This window comes from Kitasatospora sp. NPDC023385 (assembly GCF_055664045.1).
The window spans coordinates 38,146-62,013 of sequence record NZ_JBVOOL010000029.1 but is presented as its reverse complement, the minus strand read 5'-3'; the positions used below and the strand labels follow the sequence as shown (position 1 = coordinate 62,013).

The 23,868-nt window shown below is 71.9% G+C and carries 20 protein-coding genes and 4 tRNA genes; 14 read left to right on the top strand and 10 right to left on the bottom strand.

The window, feature by feature from the left end; translation table 11 throughout:
• Positions 1-7 precede the first annotated feature (7 nt).
• The 7 genes from gyrA to AC0B61_RS31175 all read left to right on the top strand — a co-directional run bounded on the left by gyrA (position 8) and on the right by AC0B61_RS31175 (position 6,187).
• Entirely contained in the window at positions 8-2,620 is a 2,613-nt protein-coding gene (gene gyrA, locus AC0B61_RS31205; RefSeq protein ID WP_471744899.1) for a DNA gyrase subunit A, read from the top strand.
• 150 nt (positions 2,621-2,770) lie between these two features.
• Positions 2,771-3,511 carry a DUF3566 domain-containing protein gene (locus AC0B61_RS31200; RefSeq protein WP_471744897.1) on the top strand — a complete coding sequence of 247 codons (741 nt, stop codon included), beginning with the start codon at positions 2,771-2,773 and terminating at the stop codon, positions 3,509-3,511.
• A gap of 260 nt (positions 3,512-3,771) precedes the next feature.
• Positions 3,772-5,166: a class I SAM-dependent methyltransferase gene (locus tag AC0B61_RS31195; RefSeq protein ID WP_471744895.1), complete on the top strand. Its 1,395-nt coding sequence runs from the start codon at positions 3,772-3,774 to the stop codon at positions 5,164-5,166.
• Between the two features lie 16 nt (positions 5,167-5,182).
• Positions 5,183-5,259: transfer RNA gene (locus tag AC0B61_RS31190), tRNA-Ile, on the top strand.
• An 85-nt stretch (positions 5,260-5,344) separates the two neighbouring features.
• Positions 5,345-5,418: transfer RNA gene (locus AC0B61_RS31185), tRNA-Ile, on the top strand.
• Between the two features lie 380 nt (positions 5,419-5,798).
• The gene (locus AC0B61_RS31180) at positions 5,799-5,927 is read left to right on the top strand and encodes a DLW-39 family protein (RefSeq protein ID WP_014137031.1); all 129 of its coding nucleotides are present in this window, start codon (positions 5,799-5,801) and stop codon (positions 5,925-5,927) included.
• A gap of 187 nt (positions 5,928-6,114) precedes the next feature.
• Positions 6,115-6,187, top strand: a tRNA-Ala gene (locus tag AC0B61_RS31175).
• Positions 6,188-6,268: 81 nt separating this feature from the next.
• Here the strand turns inward: AC0B61_RS31175 and AC0B61_RS31170 are convergent.
• Complete coding sequence (locus AC0B61_RS31170) at positions 6,269-6,985, bottom strand: DUF5324 family protein (protein WP_471744893.1); 717 nt, start codon at positions 6,983-6,985, stop codon at positions 6,269-6,271.
• Between the two features lie 229 nt (positions 6,986-7,214).
• On the opposite strand from AC0B61_RS31170, the gene AC0B61_RS31165 reads away from it, so the two are divergent.
• Positions 7,215-8,108 carry a rhomboid family intramembrane serine protease gene (locus AC0B61_RS31165; protein WP_471744891.1) on the top strand — a complete coding sequence of 298 codons (894 nt, stop codon included), beginning with the start codon at positions 7,215-7,217 and terminating at the stop codon, positions 8,106-8,108.
• Positions 8,109-8,437: 329 nt separating this feature from the next.
• Here the strand turns inward: AC0B61_RS31165 and crgA are convergent, their stop codons facing one another.
• Positions 8,438-8,686, bottom strand: coding sequence for a cell division protein CrgA (crgA, locus tag AC0B61_RS31160; RefSeq protein ID WP_471744890.1), 249 nt, complete (start codon positions 8,684-8,686; stop codon positions 8,438-8,440).
• A 174-nt stretch (positions 8,687-8,860) separates the two neighbouring features.
• Here crgA and AC0B61_RS31155 point away from each other — a divergent pair, with 174 nt between their 5' ends.
• From AC0B61_RS31155 to AC0B61_RS31135, 5 genes are all read left to right on the top strand, one after another.
• The gene (locus AC0B61_RS31155) at positions 8,861-9,619 is read left to right on the top strand and encodes a DUF881 domain-containing protein (protein WP_471744922.1); all 759 of its coding nucleotides are present in this window, start codon (positions 8,861-8,863) and stop codon (positions 9,617-9,619) included.
• Between the two features lie 69 nt (positions 9,620-9,688).
• On the top strand, positions 9,689-9,868 hold the full coding sequence (locus tag AC0B61_RS31150; protein ID WP_471744888.1) for a hypothetical protein: 180 nt from the start codon (positions 9,689-9,691) through the stop codon (positions 9,866-9,868).
• A gap of 68 nt (positions 9,869-9,936) precedes the next feature.
• Complete coding sequence (locus AC0B61_RS31145) at positions 9,937-10,599, top strand: aminodeoxychorismate/anthranilate synthase component II (RefSeq protein ID WP_471744886.1); 663 nt, start codon at positions 9,937-9,939, stop codon at positions 10,597-10,599.
• A 5-nt stretch (positions 10,600-10,604) separates the two neighbouring features.
• The gene (locus AC0B61_RS31140; RefSeq protein WP_471744884.1) at positions 10,605-11,753 is read left to right on the top strand and encodes a class E sortase; all 1,149 of its coding nucleotides are present in this window, start codon (positions 10,605-10,607) and stop codon (positions 11,751-11,753) included.
• Positions 11,754-11,790: 37 nt separating this feature from the next.
• Positions 11,791-12,606 (top strand): class E sortase, encoded by an 816-nt coding sequence (locus AC0B61_RS31135; RefSeq protein ID WP_471744883.1) that lies wholly within the window; start codon positions 11,791-11,793, stop codon positions 12,604-12,606.
• A 156-nt stretch (positions 12,607-12,762) separates the two neighbouring features.
• Here the strand turns inward: AC0B61_RS31135 and pknB are convergent, their stop codons facing one another.
• The 6 genes from pknB to AC0B61_RS31105 all read right to left on the bottom strand — a co-directional run bounded on the left by pknB (position 12,763) and on the right by AC0B61_RS31105 (position 21,275).
• The gene (gene pknB, locus AC0B61_RS31130; protein WP_471744881.1) at positions 12,763-14,883 is read right to left on the bottom strand and encodes a Stk1 family PASTA domain-containing Ser/Thr kinase; all 2,121 of its coding nucleotides are present in this window, start codon (positions 14,881-14,883) and stop codon (positions 12,763-12,765) included.
• A 260-nt stretch (positions 14,884-15,143) separates the two neighbouring features.
• The gene (locus AC0B61_RS31125; protein WP_471744879.1) at positions 15,144-16,601 is read right to left on the bottom strand and encodes a peptidoglycan D,D-transpeptidase FtsI family protein; all 1,458 of its coding nucleotides are present in this window, start codon (positions 16,599-16,601) and stop codon (positions 15,144-15,146) included.
• Positions 16,598-17,974: an FtsW/RodA/SpoVE family cell cycle protein gene (locus tag AC0B61_RS31120; protein WP_471744920.1), complete on the bottom strand. Its 1,377-nt coding sequence runs from the start codon at positions 17,972-17,974 to the stop codon at positions 16,598-16,600. The genes AC0B61_RS31125 and AC0B61_RS31120 overlap by 4 nt, the downstream gene beginning before the upstream one ends.
• 160 nt (positions 17,975-18,134) lie before the next feature.
• Positions 18,135-19,757, bottom strand: a complete 1,623-nt coding sequence (locus tag AC0B61_RS31115) for a PP2C family protein-serine/threonine phosphatase (protein WP_471744877.1) — start codon at positions 19,755-19,757, stop codon at positions 18,135-18,137.
• 53 nt (positions 19,758-19,810) lie between these two features.
• Positions 19,811-20,365 carry an FHA domain-containing protein FhaB/FipA gene (locus AC0B61_RS31110; RefSeq protein ID WP_471744875.1) on the bottom strand — a complete coding sequence of 185 codons (555 nt, stop codon included), beginning with the start codon at positions 20,363-20,365 and terminating at the stop codon, positions 19,811-19,813.
• 46 nt (positions 20,366-20,411) lie between these two features.
• Positions 20,412-21,275, bottom strand: coding sequence for an FhaA domain-containing protein (locus AC0B61_RS31105; protein WP_471744873.1), 864 nt, complete (start codon positions 21,273-21,275; stop codon positions 20,412-20,414).
• 418 nt (positions 21,276-21,693) lie between these two features.
• Between AC0B61_RS31105 and AC0B61_RS31100 the strand changes: the two genes are divergently transcribed.
• Positions 21,694-21,777: transfer RNA gene (locus AC0B61_RS31100), tRNA-Leu, on the top strand.
• A 91-nt stretch (positions 21,778-21,868) separates the two neighbouring features.
• On the opposite strand, the gene AC0B61_RS31095 is transcribed toward AC0B61_RS31100, so the two are convergent.
• Positions 21,869-23,017: a sensor histidine kinase gene (locus tag AC0B61_RS31095; RefSeq protein ID WP_471744871.1), complete on the bottom strand. Its 1,149-nt coding sequence runs from the start codon at positions 23,015-23,017 to the stop codon at positions 21,869-21,871.
• A complete protein-coding gene (locus tag AC0B61_RS31090) occupies positions 23,014-23,664 on the bottom strand; it encodes a response regulator (protein WP_471744918.1) in 651 nt (216 codons plus the stop codon). Before AC0B61_RS31090 ends, AC0B61_RS31095 begins: the two co-directional genes overlap by 4 nt.
• Positions 23,665-23,868: the final 204 nt, after the last annotated feature.

Genomic DNA, 23,868 nt, shown 5'->3' with positions numbered 1-23,868 from the left:
ACCACCAGTGGTCGACGACAACCGTCCCGAAGGCGAACAGCCCGAGACCCCGGAGGCCACCGCGGCCCCCACCCAGATCACCATGCGGATCGAGCCGGTCGAGCTCGAGACCGAGATGCAGCGCTCGTACCTCGACTACGCGATGAGCGTGATCGTCAGCCGTGCGCTGCCCGAGGTCCGCGACGGCCTCAAGCCGGTGCACCGCCGCGTGCTCTACGCGATGTACGACGGGGGCTACCGGCCCGAGAAGGGCTACTACAAGTGCGCCCGCGTCGTCGGCGACGTGATGGGCAACTACCACCCGCACGGTGACACCTCGATCTACGACACCGTGGTGCGACTGGCCCAGCCGTGGTCGCTGCGGATGCCGCTGGTGGACGGCAACGGCAACTTCGGCTCGCCGGGCAACGACCCGGCGGCGGCGATGCGCTACACCGAGTGCAAGCTGATGCCGCTGGCCATGGAGATGATGCGCGACATCGACGAGGAGACCGTCGACTTCGCCGCCAACTACGACGGCCGCTCGCAGGAGCCGACCGTCCTGCCGGCCCGCATCCCCAACCTGCTGGTCAACGGTGCCACCGGCATCGCGGTCGGCATGGCCACCAACATCCCGCCGCACAACCTCCGCGAGGTCTCCTCCGGCGCGCTCTGGTACCTGGAGAACCCCGAGGCCTCCAACGAGGAACTGCTGGACGCCCTGATCGAGCGGATCAAGGGCCCCGACTTCCCCACCGGCGCGCTGATCGTCGGCCGCCGCGGCATCGACGACTACTACCGCACCGGCCGCGGCTCGGTCACCATGCGCGCCGTGGTCGAGGTCGAGGAGATCCAGGGCCGCCAGTGCCTGGTGATCACCGAGCTGCCGTACCAGGTCAACCCGGACAACCTCGCGCTGAAGATCGCCGACCTGGTCAAGGACGGCAAGATCGCCGGCATCGCGGACGTCCGCGACGAGTCCTCGTCCCGCACCGGCACCCGCCTGGTGGTCGTGCTCAAGCGCGACGCGGTCGCCAAGGTCGTGCTGAACAACCTGTACAAGCACACCGAGCTGCAGACCAACTTCGGCGCCAACATGCTGGCCCTGGTCGACGGCGTGCCGCGCACGCTCTCGCTGGACGCCTTCATCCGGCACTGGGTCAACCACCAGGTCGAGGTCATCGTCCGGCGCACCACCTTCCGCCTGCGCAAGGCCGAGGAGCGCGCCCACATCCTGCGGGCGCTGCTGCGCGCCCTGGACATGATCGACGAGGTCATCGCGCTGATCCGGGCCTCGGCGAGCGCCGACGCCGCCCGCAGCGGCCTGATGGGCCTGCTCGACATCGACGAGCTCCAGGCCAACGCCATCCTGGAGATGCAGCTGCGCCGCCTGGCCGCCCTGGAGCGCCAGCGGATCATGGACGAGCACGACGAGCTGCAGCGCAAGATCGACGAGTACAACGCGATCCTGGCCTCGCCGGCCCGCCAGCGGGAGATCATCTCCGAGGAGCTCACCGCGATCGTCGACAAGTACGGCGACGAGCGGCGTTCCACCCTCATCCCCTCCGACGGCGACCTCTCCATCGAGGACCTCATCGCCGAGGAGGACATCGTCGTCACCATCACCCGTGGCGGCTACGTCAAGCGGACCCGCTCCGACCTGTACCGCTCGCAGAAGCGCGGCGGCAAGGGCGTGCGCGGTGCCCAGCTGAAGCAGGACGACATCGTCGACCACTTCTTCGTGACGACGACCCACAACTGGATCCTGTTCTTCACCAACAAGGGCCGGGTGTACCGGGCCAAGGGCTACGAGCTGCCGGACGCCGGCCGTGACGCCCGCGGCCAGCACGTGGCCAACCTGCTGGCCTTCCAGCCGGACGAGCACATCGCCCAGGTGATGGCCGTCCGCACCTACGAGGACAAGCCGTACCTGGTCCTCGCCACCCGGGCCGGCCTGGTGAAGAAGTCCGCGCTCAAGGACTACGACTCCCCGCGCTCCGGCGGCCTGATCGCGATCAACCTGCGCCAGGACGACGAGGGCCGGGACGACGAGCTGATCGGCGCCGAGCTGGTCTCCGCCGAGGACGACCTGCTGCTGGTCTCCAGGAAGGCCCAGTCGATCCGCTTCACCGCGACCGACGACGCCCTGCGGCCCACCGGCCGCGCCACCTCCGGCGTCAAGGGCATGGCGTTCCGCGAGGACGACGAGATGCTGTCGATGAACGTCGTCCGCCCCGGAACGTACGTCTTCACCGCCACGGACGGCGGTTACGCCAAGCGCACCGGTGTGGACGAGTACCGTGTCCAGGGACGCGGCGGCTACGGCACCAAGGCGGCGAAGATCGTCGAGGGCCGTGGGTCGCTGGTCGGCGCGCTCGTGGTCGACGAAACCGACGAGATCATGGCGATCACCCTCTCGGGTGGGGTGATCCGCACGAGGGTTTCCGAGGTTCGTGAAACCGGACGTGACACGATGGGCGTCCAACTGATCAACCTCGGTAAGCGCGACGCGGTCGTGGGCATGGCCCGCAACGCGGAAGCCGAGGACGAGGAGATCGCGGAGGACGAGGTCGCGGGTACCGAGTCCACCGAAACGGCCGAGGGAACGGTGACGGCGGTCGACGGAGACGTCGAGGCCTGAAGCGAACCGCGGGCCGGTGTCACCGCGTCCACCCAGTGGGCGCGGTGACACCGGACGCCGACCAGTTCCGGGCAATCCCGCCGGGCGCTGGATGACGAGTGACGAAGCAGGGCGGCGCCGCCGCCCTGGTGGGAAGTGCGGGAGGACCAGGTGAGTGGAGCCACGGGTGCTGCGGGAGGGACCTCCGGCGGCCGTCCGGGCGCGCAGGGTGGGGGTTCGTACGGCGTCCCGCAGCCGCCGACCGAGCACTCGGCCGCGTCCACCTCGCTGATGCCGCCGGCCGGCGGCGCGGGCCAGAGCGGCGCGACCTACGGCGGCCAGACGCCCCCGCCGCCGCCGAACAGCCCGGCGTCCGCCCCGGGCGGCTTCTCGCCGCCGACCACGTACGCCAAGGGGCAGCCGACGCCGGCCCGGGGTACCCGGACGTCCGGCAACACCCCGCCCGGCGGCACCCCCGTGCCCGGGGCGGCGCGCCGCCCCGCCGCGGCCGGGCCCGCGGCCGGCGGTGTCGGCCTCGGCCGGACCCGCAAGGCCAGGCTGCGGGTGACCAAGGTCGACCCGTGGTCCGTGATGAAGGTCAGCTTCCTGCTGTCGCTGGCCGTCGGCATCATCCTCATCGTGGCCTCGGCCGTGCTGTGGATGACGCTGGACTCGCTCGGGGTCTTCGACTCGCTGAGCAAGACCCTCAAGGACGTCACGGGCTCCGACAGCACTGGCGGCCTCAACCTGATGGACTACGTCGGCTTCGGCAAGGTGATGACCTTCACCGCGCTGATCGCGGTGGTCGACGTCGTCCTGCTGACCGCGCTGTCCACCCTGTCCGCGTTCATCTACAACGCGGCGGCCGGCTTCACGGGCGGCGTCGAGCTGACCCTGGCCGAGGAGGACTGATCCCGACGGGATCCTGACCCCCGATCAGTTCGCCGTCCACGGACGGAATGGACGGGCCCCACCGGCTGTTGCAGCCGGTGGGGCCCGTCGGCATTTCGGGTGACAGCCGGCACCCCGCGGCGTGCCGCCCGGAAGCGGGTCGGCCGCGGTGGGATTAGCTGGGTGGCGCCCGTCCCGCGCCTGGGAGTGCCGCAGGCCGCCCCCGGTCCGCTCGACCGGGTCAGCTGAGTTCCGCAAGGACGACTGGACGGAGGCGCGCGGTGGCGAAGCTCGCAGGACAACTGGTCGAGGCCCTGGACGGGCTGTTGGGGGTGCCGGTACCGCTGCGGGTACAGGTCTGGGACGGCAGCGCCGCCGGGCCGCCGGGGGCGCCCACGATCGTCCTGCGCAACCGCCGGGCGCTGCGCCGCCTGCTCTGGCAGCCGGGCGAGCTGGGCCTGGCCCGAGCCTACGTCGCGGGGGACTTGGAGATCGCCCCCGGCACCGACCTCTACGAGGTGCTCTCGGTCGTCGGCCGGTTCGCCGAGCGGCCGGAGATCCGCACCCTGGACCTCGGACCGGGCGCCGTCCTCGGCGCCAAGGGCCGCCGGGTCCTCGCGGCCGCCCTGCGGGCCGGGGCGATCGGCCCCGAGCCGGCACCGCCCCGGGAAGAAGTCCGCAAGGCCGGTGGGCGGCCGCACAGCCGCAGCCGGGACCGCGCGGCCATCAGCCACCACTACGACGTCGGGAACGACTTCTACGGCCTCGTGCTGGGCCCCTCGATGGTCTACTCGTGCGCCTACTGGACGCCGGAGGCGAAGAGCCTGGAGGCCGCCCAGGAAGCCAAGCTCGACCTGATCTGCCGCAAGCTCGGCCTGCGGCCCGGAATGCGGCTGCTGGACGTCGGCAGCGGCTGGGGATCGCTCCTGCTGCACGCGGCGAAGCACTACGGCGTCACCGCGGTCGGCGTCTCCATCTCCCGGGAGCAGGTCGCGATGGCCCGCGCGCGGATCGAGGAGGCCGGTCTGGCCGACCGGGTCGAGATCCGGCTCCAGGACTACCGGGAGATCACCGACGGGCCGTTCGACGCGATCTCCAGCGTCGGCATGGCCGAGCACGTCGGCTCCGAGCAGTACCGGGTCTACGCCGAGGGCCTGTACCGGCTGCTGACGCCCGGCGGCCGGCTCCTCAACCACCAGATCGCCCGCCGCCCCGACCACCCCGGCGAGCCGCACCGCACCAGCCCCTTCATCGACCGCTACGTCTTCCCCGACGGCGAGCTGTCCCCCGTCGGTTCCACCGTGGCCCGGCTGGAGGAGGCCGGCTTCGAGGTCCGGGACGTCGAGGCGCTGCGCGAGCACTACGGGCTGACCCTGCGCGAGTGGGTGGCCAACCTGGAGGCGCACTGGACGGAGGCGGTCCGGCTGGTCGGCCGCGGCCGAGCCCGGGTCTGGCGGCTGTACATGGCCGCCTCCGCGCTGGCCTTCGAGCAGAACCGGATCGGGATCAACCAGGTCCTCGCGGTCCGCAGCACCGAGGACGGCGCGGCCGGCCTCCCGCCGACCCGCCAGGACTGGCTGCTGCGCCCGGCCGCCGGCACGCCGCAGCCGGTCGACGGGTTCGGTGCCGCCGCCCCGGTCCGACCGGATTTGGGAGATCGGCCGTCGGTCCGCTAATCTTTCAGTGCGGCGAGGGCCTATAGCTCAGACGGTTAGAGCGCTTCCCTGATAAGGAAGAGGCCACAGGTTCAAGTCCTGTTAGGCCCACCACCGCGAAGGCCCCGGAGTGATCCACTCCGGGGCCTTCGACGTTTTCGCGGATCGGGCGGATTCCGGTACGCTCTCTGTTCGGCGAGGGCCTATAGCTCAGACGGTTAGAGCGCTTCCCTGATAAGGAAGAGGCCACAGGTTCAAGTCCTGTTAGGCCCACCTCCCCGAAGGGCCCGGAGTGATCCACTCCGGGCCCTTCGGCGTACCCCTGCGCCGGATCTCCGGGGAGGGGAGCGTGGCGGATCGGACACGGTCGCCGGACGGCCGGAAGCGCGGGCCTGACCGGGGTTTGCCGGGCAGGCAGTACACGGGCGGACCGCCCGCCAGGAGGTGCGCCGTCAATCCTCGGACCGCACCGCCGGGTTGGCCGCACCGGTGGCTGGTCACGATTGGGATACCGGTGTGTATCATCGGCCGCAAGGGCAGTCTGGCACCCGGCCGCCCGTTCGCGCTCGAAACACAATCGGACTCGTCGGCCCGGTCAGCCCGGCCGGTTCCGGCTCTTGAGTCCACCAACGCAAGAAGGACGAGGTCCCGCGGTGAAGAAGCTTCTCCTGGTCGCCCTGGTCGCCCTCGGCGGCTTCTTTGTCTACCGTCAGGTCCAGGCGGACCGCGCCGAGCAGGACCTGTGGACCGAGGCCACCGACCCGGTCCCGGCCGGTCGCTGAGCCCCGGACGATCTGACGATCGACGGTCTTCGGAGGCGCCGACCCGCGCCTCCCAGGGCCGGCCGGGACCGGTCGACCGACCGGTCCCGGCCGGTTCCCCCGGGAATGGCACTGCCCGGGGGGACGGCGCCGAGACGGCGCCGGAACCCGGTACGCTAGTGCCCGTCGGCACGCGCGGTGCCTTCGAGGGGCATTAGCTCAGTTGGTAGAGCGCTGCCTTTGCAAGGCAGATGTCAGGAGTTCGAATCTCCTATGCTCCACAGCGCCGAAAGGGCGGCTGACCTGTAGAAGGTCAGCCGCCCTTTGTCGTTCGCGGGCCCGGTCAGCACCGTGCCGGCACGTCAGTGGGGGTCCGGCCGGTCGTCCTCGGTGCCTTCGGGAGCGGGTTCTACGACCTCGCCCTCGGGGCCGGAGCCGTTCACCGGGGCGGTGGCGGCGTGGGCGCCCACCGGGTGGGACTCCGGTGCGGCCGGGGGCTCGACCAGCCACTCCGGGTTGCTGTGCCGGCGCCACCGCTGCCAGGCCACGATGCCGCTGCCGATGGCCAGCAGGCCGGCCACGGCGAGACCGGTGGCCCAGCCGTTGCACCGCTTCCTCCTGGCGTTCCGGGCCGCGAGCTCGCTGATCTCGGCCGAACTGACGTTGCCCTGCAGGGCGGTCAGTGCGGCGGCGCCGCGGGCTTGGGCCTCCTGGGCGACCGGGGTGACGGCGGCGCGGGTGCCCTCGACGGCCTGGGCGACCCTGGGGCCGACCGTGGTCCGGGCCTGGTCGGCGGCGCGGGCGGCGGAGAGACGGGCCGCCAGGGCGGCCTCCTGGGCCCGGTGGAGGGCCCTCAGTGCGTTCTGCTGGGCTTCGGGGGGCAGGCTGGCGAAGGCCTGGCCGAACTGTGGGGCGAGGTGTTTGTCGTACTGGACGCGGAGATTGTGGGCGGCCTGGGCGGTTTTCGGCCCGAGGGCGTCCAGGGCGGGCCCGAGGCGCTGCAGGGCACCGTCCGCGATGTGCGTGGCGGTGTCCCGGGTCCTGGTGGCCGTCTCACGGGCTGAGTCCGAAAAGCTCACGAGTCTCTCCTCCTGGGTGGCGTCCTATATGCACATATCCACCTGAATGCTGATCATGCATCCTTATTTGTCCATTGGCACGCCGGGTGGGCCGTACGCGGGGCCCCGGTGAGGGGCGGGGCGTGTGGGGACGGGGGCGGAGGGGATGTGGGGGAGCGCGGCCGTCGGAGGGGGGTGCGGCAGTAGGCTGGCGGTTTCGGAGGACGCGTACGGGAAGGGGACACCGCTGATGCTCCCGGACGAGCCGCGGTCGCCGGCCGGACGGTCCCCGGAGGCCGGGCCGCCCGGCTGCTACCGGCACCCGCAGGCGCCCACCGGGATCTCCTGCGCCCGGTGCGAGCGGCCGATCTGCCCGCAGTGCATGGTGACCGCCTCGGTGGGCTTCCAGTGCCCCGAGTGCGTCGGCAACGGCCACGCCGGGCGGCGGGAGGCGACCACCCGGTTCGGCGGGGCCCTGAACGCCGACGGCGGCCTGGTCACCAGGGTGCTCATCGGGATCAACGTGGCGGTCTGGCTGCTGGCCGCCTACGTGCTCGCGCCGCGGCTGGGCCACACCTGGTCGCTGTTCAGCGCCGGGCGGGACATCCTCGGCGGCCCGGCCGGCATCGCCGACGGGCCGGACCAGTGGTACCGGCTGCTGACCGCCGTCTTCCTGCACCTGCAGTGGTGGCACGTCGGGCTGAACATGCTGGTCCTGTTCTGGCTCGGCCCGCCGCTGGAGGAGGCGCTCGGCCGGCTGCGCTTCCTGGCCCTCTACCTGGTCTCCGGCCTCGGCGGCAGCACGTTCGCCTTCCTGGTGGCCGGCAACCTGATGGACTCGGTGGGAGCCTCGGGGGCGATCTTCGGGCTGATCGGCTCCACGATCGTGGTGCAGCTGCGGAACAAGGGGCCGCTCGGGCCGGCGATGGCGTTCCTGGTCTTCAACCTGATCGTCACCTTCTCGCGCCCGGGGATCGACTGGCGGGCGCACCTCGGCGGCCTGGCGCTGGGCGCGCTGACCACGGCGGGCCTGGTGTACGCCCCGCGCGAGCGGCGCGGCCTGGTCCAGGGCCTGGCGGTGGCCGGGGCGCTGGCCCTGGAGGCGGCGATGCTGTTGGTCGGGATGGCCCTCTACGGGGCGTGACGCCTCGGGCATTTGTCCACAGCGGGTGCGGGGTTGTGCACAGGCTGTGCGCCGCCCCACTTGTGGACTGTTGTTCTACGCGTGTCCTGCTGTACGGATTTCCCGCTTGCGGGAAGTCGCGCCCGGCAGCGGACGGTTTCGGTGGCGATGGTTATCCACAGGCCGGGGAGACTTTTCCCCAGTGTGGATAACCATGTGGATAAGCCTGACAGTCGGATGGTGGGGATAGCCGACCGGATCCCCGCGTAGGCATGCCTGACCGCCGCCCCGGGACGTGCGATCCGAAGCGGCGGCAACCGGCCCGGCGGGGCCTCAGGACGAGCGGGTCGTCACTTCCACTGGGTGGAGACGCCGAACCCCGCGGCGATGAAGCCGAAGCCCACCAGGATGTTCCAGTTCCGCCAGCTCTCGATGGGGTAGGTCGCGCTGGTCACGTAGTACGTGACGATCCACACCAGGCCGATCAGGAACAGTGCCAGCATCAGCGGCGCGACCCAGCCGCGGCCCGAGCTGATCTTCACCGGGGCCGTGGTCGGCGGGGTGTAGTCGGACTTCTTGCGGAGTCGAGACTTCGGCACGAGGGGATCTCCTGTCGATGCGCTGTGAGACCGCGCAGCGGTGCAGCGGGTGAGTCGGACGGCAGCCTGCTGTGGAGAACGCCCTGGGGACCGCTCCGCACACGCCACCGGCGTCCGTTAGCGTAGTGGCTCGGCGGGCCTTGAGGAGATAAGGGTACGGTGACTAATTTGTCGATTCCCCCTGAGCCGGCCCGTACCCGCCCTTCGGGTATCCGAATTGTCGGACGTGTCCTGACCTGCGCCGTGTTCGCGCTCGCCGGCCTGCTCTTCTACATCAGCGCGCAGACCGCCCGCGGCACCGACCTGCGGACCGACAACTCGCTGCTGAGCCTCGGCGACGTGATCCGCCAGCGCAGCGCCCAGAACCAGCAGGCGCAGTCCCAGCTCGCCGACCTCCAGGCCCGCGCCCAGGACCTCACCGAGCAGCAGGGCCGCAGCCCCGCCGACGCGGCACGACTGGACGGCCTGCGGCTCGGCGCCGCTCTCGAGCCGCTGCAGGGCGGCGGCCTGACCGTCACCCTCAACGACGCCCCGCCGAACGCCACCGCGCGCATCCCGGGCGTCCCCGAGCCCGGCGTCAACGACCTGGTCATCCACCAGCAGGACATCCAGGCCGTGGTCAACGCGCTGTGGCGGGGCGGCGCCGAGGGCGTGCAGGTGATGGACCAGCGGCTGATCTCCACCAGCGCCGTCCGCTGCGTCGGTAACACCCTGCTGCTCCAGGGGCGGGTCTACTCCCCGCCGTACGTGGTCAAGGCGGTCGGGAAGACGGACGGGCTGCGCTCGGCCGTCGAGGCGGACCCCACGATCCGGAACTACCTGCAGTACGTCCAGGCGTACGGACTGGGCTGGAAGGTCCAGGAGAGCGGGGACCTGACCCTGCCCGGGTACTCCGGCACCACCGAGCTGCGGTCGGCGGGCGGGCAGCAGTAGCGGACCGGCCTCGCGGGCGTGGAAGGCGGGTCTACTCTTGACCCCAGTCCGCTGCGTCGAGGGAGCACCATGTACGGGTTCATCTGGCGTCACCTCCCGGGGAACATCCTGGTGAAGGCCGTCATCTCGGTGCTCCTCGTCCTGGGGATCGTCTACCTGCTCTTCACCTACGTCTTCCCGTGGGCGGAACCGTTGCTCCCCTTCGGTGACGTCACAGTGGACGGCGGCGACGGCGCCGCGGCCGGCTGAACCGGCGGGCCCGGCACTTCCACCCAGCACCGCCACCCGGCACCGCACCCCACGGAGACCACGCGCGCATGACCACCCAGTCGACCCCGCCCCGCATCCTGGTGGTGGACAACTACGACAGCTTCGTCTTCAACCTGGTCCAGTACCTGTACCAGCTCGGCGCCACCTGCGAGGTGGTGCGCAACGACGAGGTGACCGTCGAGCACGCCGTGCGCCGCGCCGGGGCCGAGGGCTTCGACGGAGTGCTGCTATCCCCCGGGCCGGGAGCGCCGGAGGAGGCCGGGGTCTGCATCGAGATGGTGCACCACTGCGCGCGGATCGGGCTGCCGGTCTTCGGCGTCTGCCTGGGCCTGCAGTCGATCGCGGCCGCGTACGGCGCGGTGGTCGGCCGGGCGCCGGAGCTGCTGCACGGCAAGACCTCGCCCGTCGAGCACGAGGACGGCGGGGTGTTCGAGGGCCTTCCCTCGCCGCTGACCGCGACCCGCTACCACTCGCTCGCGGTCGAACCGTCCACCGTGCCGGAGGAGTTGGTGGTCACCGCGTGGACCGGCAGCGGGATCGTCATGGGCCTGAGGCACCGTGAACTGCCCGTCGAGGGAGTGCAGTTCCACCCCGAGTCGGTGCTCACCGAGGGCGGTCACCGGATGCTCGCCAACTGGCTCGCGGAGTGCGGCTACCCGCAGGCCGTGGACAGGTCGGCCGGGCTCGCCCCGGTGATCGGCCGGGGCTGAGCGGCGTGACCGCGCTGCGTCCGGAGGGGCGTTACCAGCCGGAGGCGGCCCAGTACGGCGGGTCGCAGTACGGAAGCCCGGAGTACGGAGGCCCGGAGTACGGCGGGTCGCCGTATGACGGCTCGCAGTATGACGACGGGAGCCACGGCGGCCGCGAGGGCGCGTCGCACCGCCAGGAACACCCCGTCCAGACCGCGCCCGAGGACGCCTGGGGCGTCTACGAGCAGGCCGAGGCGCCCCTCGTGGGCGGCCCCAAGTACCCCTGGCTGCCCGACCAGACCCTCCAGTTGCGGCTGCCCGGCATCGGCGCACAGACCGCCGAGCCGGTCACGCCCACCGGCGGCCGGGCCGAGCGCCGCCGGGCCGCGCAGGGCCGCACCGCGATCCGTTCGGGCAGCGGCCGGCGGCGGGCGGGCAGCCGGGGGGCCGGGCGGGTGCGGCCCAAGGAGTCGGCGGTCGTGGTGGCCGCGCGGCTCGTCGGCGAGATGTGCATAACGCTCGGCCTGGTGATGCTGCTCTTCGTCGCGTACCAGCTCTGGTGGACCAACGTGCAGGCCGACGCGGCCGCCGACGGGGCTCGCAACCGGCTGGAGCAGCAGTTCGACGCGGCCCCGCCGCCCGCCCAGCCGGGGCAGCCGGGACAGCCGGCCCCGGACCCGAACAAGCCCGAGGTGTTCGAGCCGGGCAAGGGCTTCGCCATCATCTACCTGCCCAAGCTGGGGCTGAAGTTCCCCATCGCCGAAGGCACTTCCAAGCCGGCGGTGCTCGACAAGGGGCTGGTCGGCCACTACCCCGGCACCGGCATGCCCGGCGACAAGGCGGGCAACTTCGCGCTGGCCGCGCACCGCAACACCCACGGCGAGCCGTTCCGGTACATCAACCAGCTCTCCAAGGGCGACAAGGTCGTGGTGGAGACCGCCGCCGGGTACTACACCTACGAGATCACCGGGGGCATCCCGGAGACCTCCCCCACCAACGTGAGCGTGATCAAGCCGGTGCCGAACGGCGCCGGGTACGCCGGCCCCGGCCGCTACATCACGCTGACGACCTGCACCCCGGAGTTCACCTCCAAGTTCCGCCTCATCGTCTTTGGGAAGATGATCGAGGAACGGCCGCGCAGCCAAGGCAAGCCGGCCGCGATCACGGGCGGGTAGCCGCCCGGCCGCCGGGCCCGGAGGGGGAGCACCGCAGATGCAGGACGACGAGACCGCGCAGCCGGCCGAGCCGGGGCAGGAGGCCCTCCCGCCGCCCGGTCAGCCCGCCGGGGGCCGTCGACGGAGCCGGGCGCTGGCCGCGCTCGGCGTCCTCGGCGAACTGCTGATCACCATGGGACTGGTGCTCGGCCTGTTCGTGGCCTACTCGCTGTGGTGGACCAACGTGCAGGCCGACCGCTCGGCCTCGGCGGCCGCCGACCGGCTGCGCGGCGCCTGGACCGCCGGGCCGACCGCCACCCCCTCGACCGGGCCCGGCGGCACCCCCGTCCCCGGCGCCCCGCCCGCGCCGAAGCGGTTCGCGGTCGGGGACGACGTCGGCTTCCTGCACGTCCCGGCGATGGGCGGCGACTACCAGGTGCTGATCCGGATGGGCACCTCCACCGAGGTCCTGGACGAGGGCGTGGCCGGGGTCTACGAGCAGCCGTACCAGGCCGCGATGCCCTGGGACCAGGCGGGCAACTTCGCACTGGCCGCCCACCGGGACGGCCACGGCGCCAAGTTCCACGACCTGGACGCCGTGCACAGGGGCGACGCGGTCGTCGTCGAGACCAAGGACAAGTGGTACGTCTACCGGGTCGACAGCACCCTGCCGGAGACGACCAAGTTCGACACCGGCATCGTGGCGCCCGTCCCGGCGCGCTCCGGGTACACCGGCCCCGGCCGCTACATCACCCTGACCACCTGCACGCCGGTCTACACCTCGCGGTACCGGATGGCGGTCTGGGGGAGCCTGGTGCGGGTGGACGACGTGGACGCCAAGCGCACCCCGCCGCCGGAGCTGCGCCACTCCTGAGGCCGGGGGACGGGGCCGGCACGGCTTCGGACGGGACGGAACGCCCGAGGGCCCGCCGCATTCGCTGCGGCGGGCCCTCGGGCGTCGTCCTCCGGTACTACCGCCCTTCCGGCTCCTGGTTCACCGGTTCAGTTGAACCAGGGGAAGACCGGGGGCCTAGTGGTCCCCTTTGGCGGGTGGGGTGGTGGGGTCGCCCCCTTTGGGCGGCTCGGCTGCCTTCGTGAACAGCTGGACCTGGGTGTTCGGGTCCAGCATGGTGCCGGCGCCCGGGTTGCTCATCTGGACGATCGCGTTCGGGTCCTGCGGGCCGACCACGGTGTAGCCCAGGCCGGCCTTCGAGAGCTGGGAGATGGCGTCCGACAGCTTGACGTTCTGCAGCGGCGGGACCTGGGCCTTGTCCGGTGCCTTGTAGATCGTCAGCGCGACCTTCGTGTTGGGCGCGGCCTTGGTGTTGGGCTGGACCGACTGGGAGGCGACGGTGTTGATCTTGGTCGGGTCGTTGGTCGCCGTGGTCTTCGAGGAGTCGACCTGGAGGCCGAGGCCCGTCAGCGTGGCCTCCGCGGCCTCCTTCTGGGAGCCGACCACGTTCGGGACGGTCACCTTCGTCTTGCCCTGGGAGACCGTCAGCTTGATCGGGGCGGTCGGGTCCGCGGGCCCGTTGGCCGGCGGGTCCTGGGCGGTGACGGTGTCCTGCGGAGCGGTGTCGTCGTCCTTGTACTCAGGGGTGCCGACGTTGGTGAAGCCCGCCGCCGCCAGGGCCGCCAGCGCCTGGTCCTTGGGCTTGCCGACCACGTTCGGGACCTGGGCCTTGGCCGGGCCGGAGGAGACCTGCACCGTGATGGTGGCGGTCTCGGCGACCTGGCTGCCGGACGTCGGGTTCTGGGTGCAGACCTGGTCCTTCTTGACGGCGGCGTCCGGGCAGGCGACCTTCTCGCCCTCGGTCACCACGAGCTTGGGCCCGGCCGCGGCGGCGGCGGTCTTGGCGTCGGCCACGCTCTTGCCGACCAGGTTCGGCACGGTGACCTTCGCGGCGTCCTTCTTGCCCTTGTCGCTGAACATCGCCTGGGCCACGAAGAAGGTGCCGACCAGGACCAGCACGGCGGCGACCGCCAGCACGATCCAGGAGGTGTTGCTCTTCTTCGGCTGGTCCTCGCCGCGCCGGCCGCCGCGGCCGTGGCCGTCGTCGTAGCCGTCGTTGCCGCCGCCCGGGGCGCCGGCGTAGGTCTGGCCGTAGCCGTCGTCCTGGTAGCCGCCCTGCTGGCCGTAGCCGGGCTGTCCGGAGGCCTGTGGCAGGACGGTGGTCGGGCCGCCGCCGGGCTGCTGCGGCAGCACGTTGGTCTGGCCGTACGGGTCGTGCTGCTGCGGGTAGCCGTTCTGGTCGTAGCCGTAGCCGGCCGCGCCCATGCCGTACGCGGCCTGCTGGGCGGCGGCCACCGGCAGGCCGTCGAGGAAGCGCTCGATGTCGTCGCGCATCTCGTCGGCGCTCTGGTAGCGGTAGTCCCGGTCCTTGGCGAGCGCCTTCAGCACGATCGCGTCGATCTCGGGGCGCACCTCGGGGTCGAAGACCGACGGCGGCTGCGGCTCCTCCCGGACGTGCTGGTAAGCCACCGCGACCGGCGAGTCGCCGACGAACGGCGGGCGGACGGTCAGCAGCTCGTAGAGCAGGCAGCCGGTGGAGTACAGGTCGGACCGGGCGTCGACCTGCTCGCCCTTGGCCTGCTCGGGGGAGAGGTACTGGGCGGTGCCGATGACGGCCGAGGTCTGCGTCATGGTCATCCCGGCGTCACCCATCGCGCGGGCGATGCCGAAGTCCATCACCTTGACGTTGCCCTGCCGGGTCAGCATCACGTTGGCCGGCTTGATGTCGCGGTGCACGATGCCGGCCCGGTGCGAGTACTCCAGGGCCTGGAGGATGCCGATGGTCATCTCCAGCGCGCGCTCGGGCAGCAGCCGGCGGCCGGAGTGCAGCAGTTCGCGCAGCGTGGACCCCTCGACGTACTCCATCACGATGTACGGGATGGAGATGCCGTCGATGTAGTCCTCGCCGGTGTCGTACACGGCGACGATCGCGGGGTGGTTCAGGGACGCCGCCGACTGCGCCTCGCGGCGGAAGCGGGCCTGGAACGACGGATCCCGGGCCATGTCGGCCCGGAGCGTCTTCACTGCGACGGAACGGCCGAGCCGGGTGTCATGGCCGAGGTACACCTCTGCCATGCCGCCGCGTCCGAGGACGCCGCCGAGCTCGTACCTGCCGCCTAGGCGACGAGGCTCTTCCATAGTTCCGACCCTCTCCCTCACCCGCCGGTGAGGTTGTGACGTAGGTGTCCCCGCACGCTCTGGGTGACGCCGCGCGGTCCGCCGCCGGTTCTCCGGCCGGGCCGTTCGGTGCCTCGCGGGCGGCAACGGGCACACCCGCTGCTGGCGGATACGCTACCGGTCGCACCGGATCCGGCCGGAGTCAGCCGTCGGCCGATATCAGACCGGTATCCGGACGGGGGTGTCGATCGTGACGTTCCCCTCACTGCGCACCCGGCTCGCTACTTGCCGAGTGCGGCCTGCATCACCGCCTTGGCGATCGGGGCCGCGAGCCGGCCGCCGCTGATGCCGTCGCGGTTCTGGGAGCCGTCCTCGACCACCACCGCGACCGCGACCGACTGGCCGTCCGCGCCCTTGGCCCAGGAGGTGAACCAGGCGAAGGGCAGCCCGGCGTTGTCCTCGCCGTGTTGCGCGGTGCCGGTCTTGCCGCCGACCTGCAGGCCGGGGATCTTGGCGTTCTTGCCGGTGCCGTTCTCGACCACCGAGACCATCAGGTCCTGCATCTTCTGCGCGGTGGAGGGGCTCATGGCCTGGGAGAACTGCTTCTCGGTGTGCTTGGAGATGGTGGTCAGCGAGGCAGAGCGCTCCTGGTCGACCAGGTAGGGCTGCATCAGGCTGCCGTTGTTGCAGATCGCGGCGGAGACCATGGCCATCTGCAGCGGGGTGGCGCGGGTGTCGTGCTGGCCGATGGAGTCCTGGGCGGTGCCGTCCAGGCTGGGGCTGTCGGGGAAGACGCTCTTCTCGGAGCGGACCGGGATGTCGACCGTGCTGTTGAAGCCGAACTTCTCGGCCTGCGCCCGCATCTTCTCCTTGCCCAGGTCGGCGCCGATCTTGGCGAAGACCGTGTTGCAGGACTGGTCCATCCCGGACTTGACGGTGGCGTTCTCGCAGCGCTCGTCGGGGCTCTCGTTCCTCAGCTGCGTGGTGGTGCCGGGCAGGATGTAGGGCTCGGGCGTGGTCGTGGCGTCGTCGATGCCCCCCGGGAACATGCCGTTCTCGAACGCGGCGGTCGCGGTGACCAGCTTGAAGGTCGAGCCGGGGGGGTACGTCTCCTTGAGCGCCCGGTTGAGCAGCGGCTTGTTCGGGTCGGCGTTGAGGTCGTTCCAGGCCTTGGTCGAGGCGCCGTCGAAGCCGGAGAAGCTGCCCGGGTCGAAGGACGGTGTGGAGACCATGGCGAGGATGGCGCCGGTCTTCGGGTCGATCGCGACCGCGGCGCCCTTCTTGTTGCCCATGGCGTCCCAGGCGGCCTTCTGGACCTTGGCGTTGATCGTGGTGAGGACGTCGCCGCCGCGCTTCGGCTCGCCGGTCAGCATGTCCAGGGTGTTGCGGAAGAACAGCCGGTCGTCGCTGCCGGAGAGGACGCCGTCCTCCAGCGCCTCCAGGCCGACGCTCTGGAACTGGGTGGCGTAGCCGGTGACCGGCGCCCACATCGGGCCGTCGATCCAGGAGCGCTGGTACTTGAAGCGCAGGCCGTTGACGAAGTCGGACTTCGTGACCGGCTGGCCGCTCGCGATGATGTTGCCGCGCGGATGGGCGTACCGGTCGTACAGCTGGCGCTTGTTGTTCTTGTCGGTCGCCCAGGAGTCGGCCTGGACACCCTGCACCCAGTTGGTTCGCACCATCAGGGCGAGTATCAGCACGAGGCAGAAGATCGAGACCCGGCGGATCGGCTTGTTCATCGGGCGGGTCCTCCCGGGCCCTCGGTGGCGGGGGTCGGCTCGACGCCGGGGCGGCGGGCGCTGTCGCTGATCTTCAGCAGGATCGCGACCAGCGCCCAGTTGGCGACCACGGACGAACCGCCCTGCGCGAGGAACGGCATGGTCATACCGGTCAGCGGGATCAGCCCGGTCACACCACCGGCCACGACGAACACCTGCAGCGCCATCGCCGAGGCGAGGCCGACGGCGAACAGCTTGCCGAAGGGGTCGCGGGCGGCGATCGCGGTGCGCAGGCCGCGCTGGATCAGCAGCCCGTACAGCAGGAAGATCGCCATCAGGCCGGTCAGCCCGAGCTCCTCGCCGAAGGAGCCGAGGATGAAGTCGCTCTTGGCGGCGAAGTTGATCAGCCAGGAGCGGCCCTGGCCGAGGCCGGAGCCGGTGACGCCGCCGGAGCCGAGGGCCATCAGCGACTGGCCGATCTGCTCGGTGGCACCGGGCGGCGGCTTCGGGGCGAAGGCGGCCATCGGGTCGAGCCAGGCGTTGATGCGGACCTTCACGTGGTTGGCGGTCGAGGCGACCACGACCGCGCCGCCGACGGACATCAGCAGGCCGAACAGGATCCAGCTGGTCCGCTCGGTGGCGACGTAGAGCATCACCACGAACAGGCCGAAGAAGAGGAAGGAGGTGCCGAGGTCGTTCTCGAAGATCAGGATCAGCAGGCTCAGCAGCCAGATCACCACGATCGGGCCGAGGTCGCGGCCGCGCGGCAGGTACAGGCCCATGAAGCGGCGGCTGGCCAGCGCCAGGGCGTCCCGCTTGACCATCAGGTAGCCGGCGAAGAACACCGTCAAGATGATCTTGGCGAACTCGCCGGGCTGGATCGAGAAGCTGCCCACCCGGATCCAGATCTTGGCGCCGAAGTCCTCCGCCCGGGCCGGGAAGAAGGCCGGCGCGGCGAGCAGGACCAGGGCCAGCACCATCGAGATGTAGGTGTAGCGCTGGAGCACCCGGTGGTCCTTCAGGAGGACCATCACCGCGATGAAGCCCGCGATGCCGAGGCCCGACCACATCAGCTGGTTCTGGGCCGCCGGGAAGTTGCCGCTGAGCAGCTTGCCCGCCTTGTCCAGCCGCCAGATCATCACCACCCCGAGCCCGTTCAGCAGGGTGGCGATCGGCAGCATCAGCGGGTCCGCGTACGGCGCGAAGCGGCGCACCAGCAGGTGCGCGACCAGCGCCAGGGCGCCCATGCCGAGCCCGTAGCCGAGCATGCCGGCGGGCAGCTTGGAGTCCATCGCGAGGCCGACGTTGGCGTACGCCAGGACCGGCAGCAGCACCGCGAAGAGCAGCAGGGCCAGCTCGGTGTTGCGCCGGTTGGGCGCCTCCTGAGGCGAGATGGTGGTGTTGCCCCGCCGGCGGGGGACGGCGCGGCCGGCCGACGTGCGGCGCCGGACGGACCGGCCGGTGTCTTCGCTCAGCTCGTAACTGCTCACGTGGTGACCGCTCCCTGACGGCCGGCAAGCCCGCTCGGGGCGGGCCTATGTCGGATCACGGTGGTCACTGCTTCGGGCAGGAGTTGGCCCGGCTGAGTTCGTCGTCGGTCAGCTGGGGCTGGTCGCCCTGGGCGCCGGCCGCCGGAGGCGTGGCGTTCGGCGCCGGGGCGGACGCGCTCGGGGAGGCCGGGGCGGTCGGCGTCGGCGTGGTCTGGGGGGTCGTGGTCGGGGCCGCCGCGGCCGGGCCCCGGTTCTTCTCACCCGGGGTGGGCGTGGCGGCCAGGAACGCGGCGTGGGTGGCCTGCGTCGCCTGGGCGCCCTGCGCGGGGACCGTCGTCCTGGCGGCCTTCTGGCAGAGCTGGACCCAGCCGTCGAGTTCCTGGACGGTCGACTGGGCGTCCTTCAGGCTGCCGACCGAGATGGTCTTGCTCACGTGGGCGCGCTGGTCCTGCGGCAGCCACTTGAGCTGGACGCCGCTGTACGAGTCGTGCACCGAGGACAGGCTCAGGCCGGCCAGGTTCTGGTTGATGCCCTGGTAGACCGCGACGTGGTCGCCGTCCTCGCCGATGTAGTACTGGTCCTGGGTCCACTGGTAGCCGAAGTAGCCGGCGCCGCCGAGCAGGCCGAGCGCGACCAGGACCGCCACCGAGATGGTCATGCCCCGGCGCCTGCGCTTCGGGGCGGGCTCCTCGTCGAAGTCCTCGGTGCCGTACACCGAGGGCTCGGCGGAGCCGTAGCCGTGCTCGCCCTCGTAGCCCTCGGCCGGGCCGAAGCCGCCCGGTCCGCCCTCGTAGCCCTCGGCGGGGCCGAAGGCGCCCTGCGGGCCGCGGCCGAGGCCGGCGGCGCGGCCGGCCGGGGTGTCCGCGATCGAGCGGTCGGCGGCGGCCGAGGACGGCGGGGCGTCGGCGACCGCGCCGACGACCACCGGGACGTCGCTGAACCGGCCGCTCGTGGTGTCCGTGGCGCCGACGTCGATGACGTCCGCCACGATGCAGGTGATGTTGTCCGGACCGCCGCCGCGCAGGGCGAGCTGGATCAGCTCCTGCACGGTCTGCTCGGGCGCGTAGAAGCTGCCGAGGGTGTCCTGGAGGGTCTGGTGGCTGACCGGGCCGGAGAGGCCGTCGGAGCAGATCATGTAGCGGTCGCCGGCCCGGACCTCGCGGATCGACAGGTCGGGCTCGACCTGGCCGCGGCCGTCCAGCGCCCGCATCAGCAGCGAGCGCTGGGGGTGGGTCTCGGCCTCCTCGGGCGTGATCCGGCCCTCGTCGACCAGGCGCTGCACCCAGGTGTGGTCCTGGGTGATCTGCACCAGCGCACCGTCGCGCAGCAGGTACGCGCGGGAGTCGCCGACGTGGACCATGCCCATCCGCTGGCCGGTCCAGAGCATGGCGGTGAGGGTGCAGCCCATGCCCTCCAGCTGCGGATCCTCCTCGACCATCTGCCGGAGCCGGTCGTTGGCGCCCTGGACGGCGTCGCCCAGCAGGGTCAGCAGGTCGGCGCCCGGCACGTCCTCGTCCAGCCGGACGATCGAGCCGAGCACCTCGGAGGAAGCGACCTCGCCGGCCGCGGCGCCACCCATGCCGTCGGCCACGGCAAGCAGCCGCGGCCCGGCGTAGCCGGAGTCCTCGTTCCCCTCCCGGATCAGTCCCTTGTGGGAGCCGGCGGCGAAGCGCAGCACCAGGGTCATGCGACCTGTGCCCCCCTCTGGGTCATGGACGGGATGCTGTCCCTCATGCGCTACTACTTCCGCAGTTCGATGACGGTCCTGCCGATACGGATCGGCGTGCCCGGCTGGAGCGGGGTGGGCGCGGTCAGGCGCTGCCGGTCCAGATAGGTGCCGTTGGTGGAGCCTAGATCCTCGACCGTCCACTGCCCAGTCTGATCCGGATAGATCCTGGCATGCCGGGAGGACGCGTAGTCGTCGTCCAGCACGATGGTGGAGTCGTGCGCACGGCCGAGCGTGATGGTCTGCCCCTGCAGTGCCACGGTGGTCCCGGCCAGCGAGCCCTGCACCACGACGAGCTGGGTCGGGGCGCCGCGACGGCGTCCGCCGCCGCCCTGGGTCTGGCCCGTCGCCGTCGTCGCCGCGGCCGTGGCCGGGGAAGGCGCGGGGCGGCCCGTGGCCGCGGGAGCCGCGCCGCCGCCGGCCGTGGCGCCCGCGCCGCGACGGGAGGAGCGCGGGTTCACCTTGGTGCCGAAGAGGTCGCTGCGGATCACCTGGATCGCGACGATGACGAACAGCCACAGCACGGCCAGGAAGCCCAGCCGCATGACCGTGAGGGTCAGTTCTGACATGGCCGTCCCGCCAGTCGGTGCGCGAGGCGCGCGAACAATTCGGTCACTACCCTTCGACCTGCCGGTAGACGATGGTGGTGGAACCCACGACGATTCGCGAGCCGTCGCGGAGCGTAGCGCGCTGGGTGTGCTGCCCGTCCACCACGATGCCGTTGGTGGAGCCCAGGTCGAGCACCATCGAAGGGGTTCCGGGCCGGATCTCGGCGTGCTTGCGGGAGACCCCGGGGTCGTCGATCCGCACGTCCGCCTCGGTCGAGCGGCCGAGCACGCAGGCCGAACCGGTGATCTGGTGCCGGGCGCCGTTCACCTCGATCCAGCGGCGGAGCGAGGCACCGCCGTGGCCGGCGCCGGGGAAGGCCCGGACGTTGCCGCCGGCGGGCGCGGGCGGGCCCGGGGGCATCGCGGGGGGCGCGGCCGGCGGCGGGGGCGCGTTGTACGGGCCGGCGCCGGCCTGCTGCCACGGTGCGCCGGGGGCAGGGGCGGCCGGCGGGCGGTCGTAGCCGGGCTGCTGCGGCGGGGCGTACTGCTGGGGCTCCTCGGCGGCGAGGGTGCGGCTGCGCACCCGGTACAGACCGGTGTCCAGGTCGTCGGCCTTCTCCAGGTTCACCTGGAGCGGGCCCATGAAGGAGTACCGCTGGGCCTCCGCGTACTCGCGGACCATGCCGGCGAGCTCGGTGCCGAGCTGCCCGGAGTAGGGGCTGAGGCGCTCGTGGTCGTGGGGGCTCAGCTCGACGATGAAGTCGTTCGGCACGACGGTGCGGTCGCGGTTCCAGATGCTCGCGTTGTTGTCGCACTCGCGCTGCAGCGCACCGGCGATCTCCACGGGCTGGACCTCGGACTTGAACACCTTGGCGAAGGTGCCGTTGACGAGACCCTCGAGCCGCTGCTCGAACTTCTTCAGCACTCCCATGGGGCACCCCCTTCCAGGGTTCGTTCGCCTGCCTGCCGGCCGGATCCCGGTGGGGAGACGGTCGCGCCTACTTGCGGTACTTCCGTACTGATCGTATCCACGCCGGGCCCTTCCGTACGGTTCCCGGAGCGTGTGGTGCCCGGGGGTGGGCTCGGACACACAGGGTGACGCATCCCGGGTGCGGGACGCCAGGTGTGCCCGTCGGAGCGCTGCCCGCCCTTCGCGCACGCGTTCGTCGAGCGCCCGTTCGGATGCGGTCGGTCCCGCCCGACCACGGATTCGGAGCTGCCCTCCCGGCCGTGCTAATGTTTTCCACGTCGGAAGGGCCGCCCGGAAGGGAGGCCGGTCCAAGGAAACGCGAAGGCCTCACGGTACCGAGCGGTTCCGGAGATCGGTCGGCAACGAGGACAACACCCATGCGCGGGTGGCGGAATAGGCAGACGCGCTGGATTCAGGTTCCAGTGCCCGAAAGGGCGTGGGGGTTCAACTCCCCCCTCGCGCACAGCGAAGCCCCGCAGATCTACGGATCTGCGGGGCTTTCTCGTTGTTCCCTGACCCCTTGTCCTGCGCCTCCTCGCCGGGGTCGGGGGCGGTCAGGAGGGGGTGGCGGGCAGGTCGGCGCGGACCTCGAAGCCGCCGTCCTGGGTCGGGCCGGCGGTGAGGGAGCCGCCCAGCAGCTGGGCGCGCTCGCGCAGGCCGACCAGGCCGTGGCCGCCGCCCGGGAGGGTCTCGGCCGGGTGGCCCGGCGGAGCCTCGTTGCGCACCTCGACCCGCAGCCGGCGCCCCTTCGCCCGGACCTTCACGTGCACCGCCGCCGCCGGGGCGTACTTGGTGATGTTGGTGAGAGCCTCCTGCACCGTGCGGTAGGCGGCCCGCTCCACCGCCTCCGGCCACGGGCGGTCGCCGGGGCTCAGCTCGGCGTCGGCGGCCAGGCCGCTCTCCGCGATCAACCGGGGCAGGTCGGCCAGCCGGGGCTGCGGGGCGAGCGGGGCGTCCGGCGGCCCGCCGGTGGTGCCGCGCAGCACCCCGACCATCTGGCGCAGCTCGTCCAGGGTCCGGACGGACAGCTCGCGGATGGTGCGGGCGGTGGTCACCGCGGCCGGGTCGGCCGTGCTGACCTGGAGCGCGCCGGCCTGGATGCTGATCAGGCTGACCTGGTGCGAGACCACGTCGTGCATCTCCCGGGCCAGTCGGCCGCGCTCGCTGATCAGCACCCGCTCGGCCAGCAGCCGGCTCTCCCGCTCCTGGCCGCGGGTCAGTTCGTCCAGGCGGGCGGCCAGCTCCCGGCGGGTGCGGGAGAGCAGGCCGGTGGCGGCCGGGCCGGCGGCCAGCATCACGTCCTGGATGGCGTCCAGCGCGGTGTTCCGGCTGAGGTCGACGACCGGGGACGGCAGCGGCCAGTGGAAGAAGGTGACCAGGGTGAACAGGGTCGCGCAGGGGAACAGCACCCTGGCGCCGGCCCGTTCGGTGGCCAACGTGTAGACGGCGGTGATCGGGGCCAGCCAGATCGCCTCCACCCAGGTGCCGGGCATGGTGACCAACAGCACCGTCACCGGGAAGCGGCGGCGCCAGAACAGCGCGACGGCGGCCAGCGTGGAGAGCGTCATCTGCCACCAGGTGGCGTCCCGGGCCACCAGCGCGGCGTCCACCAGGGAGTAGAGGACGGGCAGCAGCAGCATCAGCCAGGGGGCGGTGCACCAGGCCGGCAGCCGCCGGGACAGCAGGCGGTCGGTGGCCGTCATGCCCCGTCGCCGGGCTTGGGTCGGACCAGGCCGGCCCGGTGGGCGAGGACCGCGGCCTGCACCCGGTTGGCGGCGCCCAGCTTGCCCAGGATCGCGCTGATGTGGTCCTTGACCGTGCCGGTGCCGAGGAAGAGCCGGTCGGCGATCTCGGCGTTGGACAGGCCCTCGCCGAGCAGCGCCAGGACGTCGAGCTCCCGGCCGGTGAGGGTGCGGGCGAGCGCGGTGGCCTCGGCGTCCGGGCCGCCGCCGTCCACGTAGCCGCCGATCACCGTGCGGGTGACGGTCGGGGAGAGGATGTTGCCGCCCGCCGCGAGCACCCGGACGGCGTGCACCAGCTGTTCGGGGGCGGTGTCCTTGAGCAGGAAGCCGGTCGCTCCGGCGCGCAGTGCGGTGCCGATGAACTCGTCGGTGTCGAAGGTGGTGAGCATCGCCACGGCGGGCGGGTCGGGCAGGGCGCGCAGGCGGCGCAGCACGGAGATGCCGTCGAGGTCCGGCATCCGGATGTCGAGCAGCACCACGTGCGGGCGCAGCCGCTGGACGTGCTCCTCGGCCTGCCCGCCGGAGCAGTCGCCGACCACCTCCAGGTCGGGGGCGGAGCCGACGATCAGGCCGAGGCCGGAGCGGACCAGGATCTCGTCGTCGACGATCAGCACGCGGGTGGTGGTGATGGTGCCTCCTCGGTTCGGGGCGGCCGGGTGGGGGCGGTCCGCGTGGGTCGTTTCGAGGGTAGGGGTAGCCGGGGCGGGGCGCCGAACGCCCGGGGGCCCGGCAACCCCGCCGTTCGGCGGGGGTGGGAATCCGCTACCCGGTTCACGCAATTCTCAGGCTTGGTGGGGAACCATGGAGTTGGC

Coding starts and splice junctions, on each gene's coding strand:
- AC0B61_RS31110 (WP_471744875.1), bottom strand. CDS start 20,365: ATGTCAGAACTGACCCTCACGGTCATGCGGCTGGGCTTCCTGGCCGTG.
- AC0B61_RS31135 (WP_471744883.1), top strand. CDS start 11,791: ATGCAGGACGACGAGACCGCGCAGCCGGCCGAGCCGGGGCAGGAGGCC.
- pknB (WP_471744881.1), bottom strand. CDS start 14,883: ATGGAAGAGCCTCGTCGCCTAGGCGGCAGGTACGAGCTCGGCGGCGTC.
- AC0B61_RS31165 (WP_471744891.1), top strand. CDS start 7,215: ATGCTCCCGGACGAGCCGCGGTCGCCGGCCGGACGGTCCCCGGAGGCC.
- AC0B61_RS31150 (WP_471744888.1), top strand. CDS start 9,689: ATGTACGGGTTCATCTGGCGTCACCTCCCGGGGAACATCCTGGTGAAG.
- AC0B61_RS31105 (WP_471744873.1), bottom strand. CDS start 21,275: ATGGGAGTGCTGAAGAAGTTCGAGCAGCGGCTCGAGGGTCTCGTCAAC.
- AC0B61_RS31125 (WP_471744879.1), bottom strand. CDS start 16,601: ATGAACAAGCCGATCCGCCGGGTCTCGATCTTCTGCCTCGTGCTGATA.
- AC0B61_RS31095 (WP_471744871.1), bottom strand. CDS start 23,017: ATGACGGCCACCGACCGCCTGCTGTCCCGGCGGCTGCCGGCCTGGTGC.
- AC0B61_RS31115 (WP_471744877.1), bottom strand. CDS start 19,757: ATGACCCTGGTGCTGCGCTTCGCCGCCGGCTCCCACAAGGGACTGATC.
- AC0B61_RS31145 (WP_471744886.1), top strand. CDS start 9,937: ATGACCACCCAGTCGACCCCGCCCCGCATCCTGGTGGTGGACAACTAC.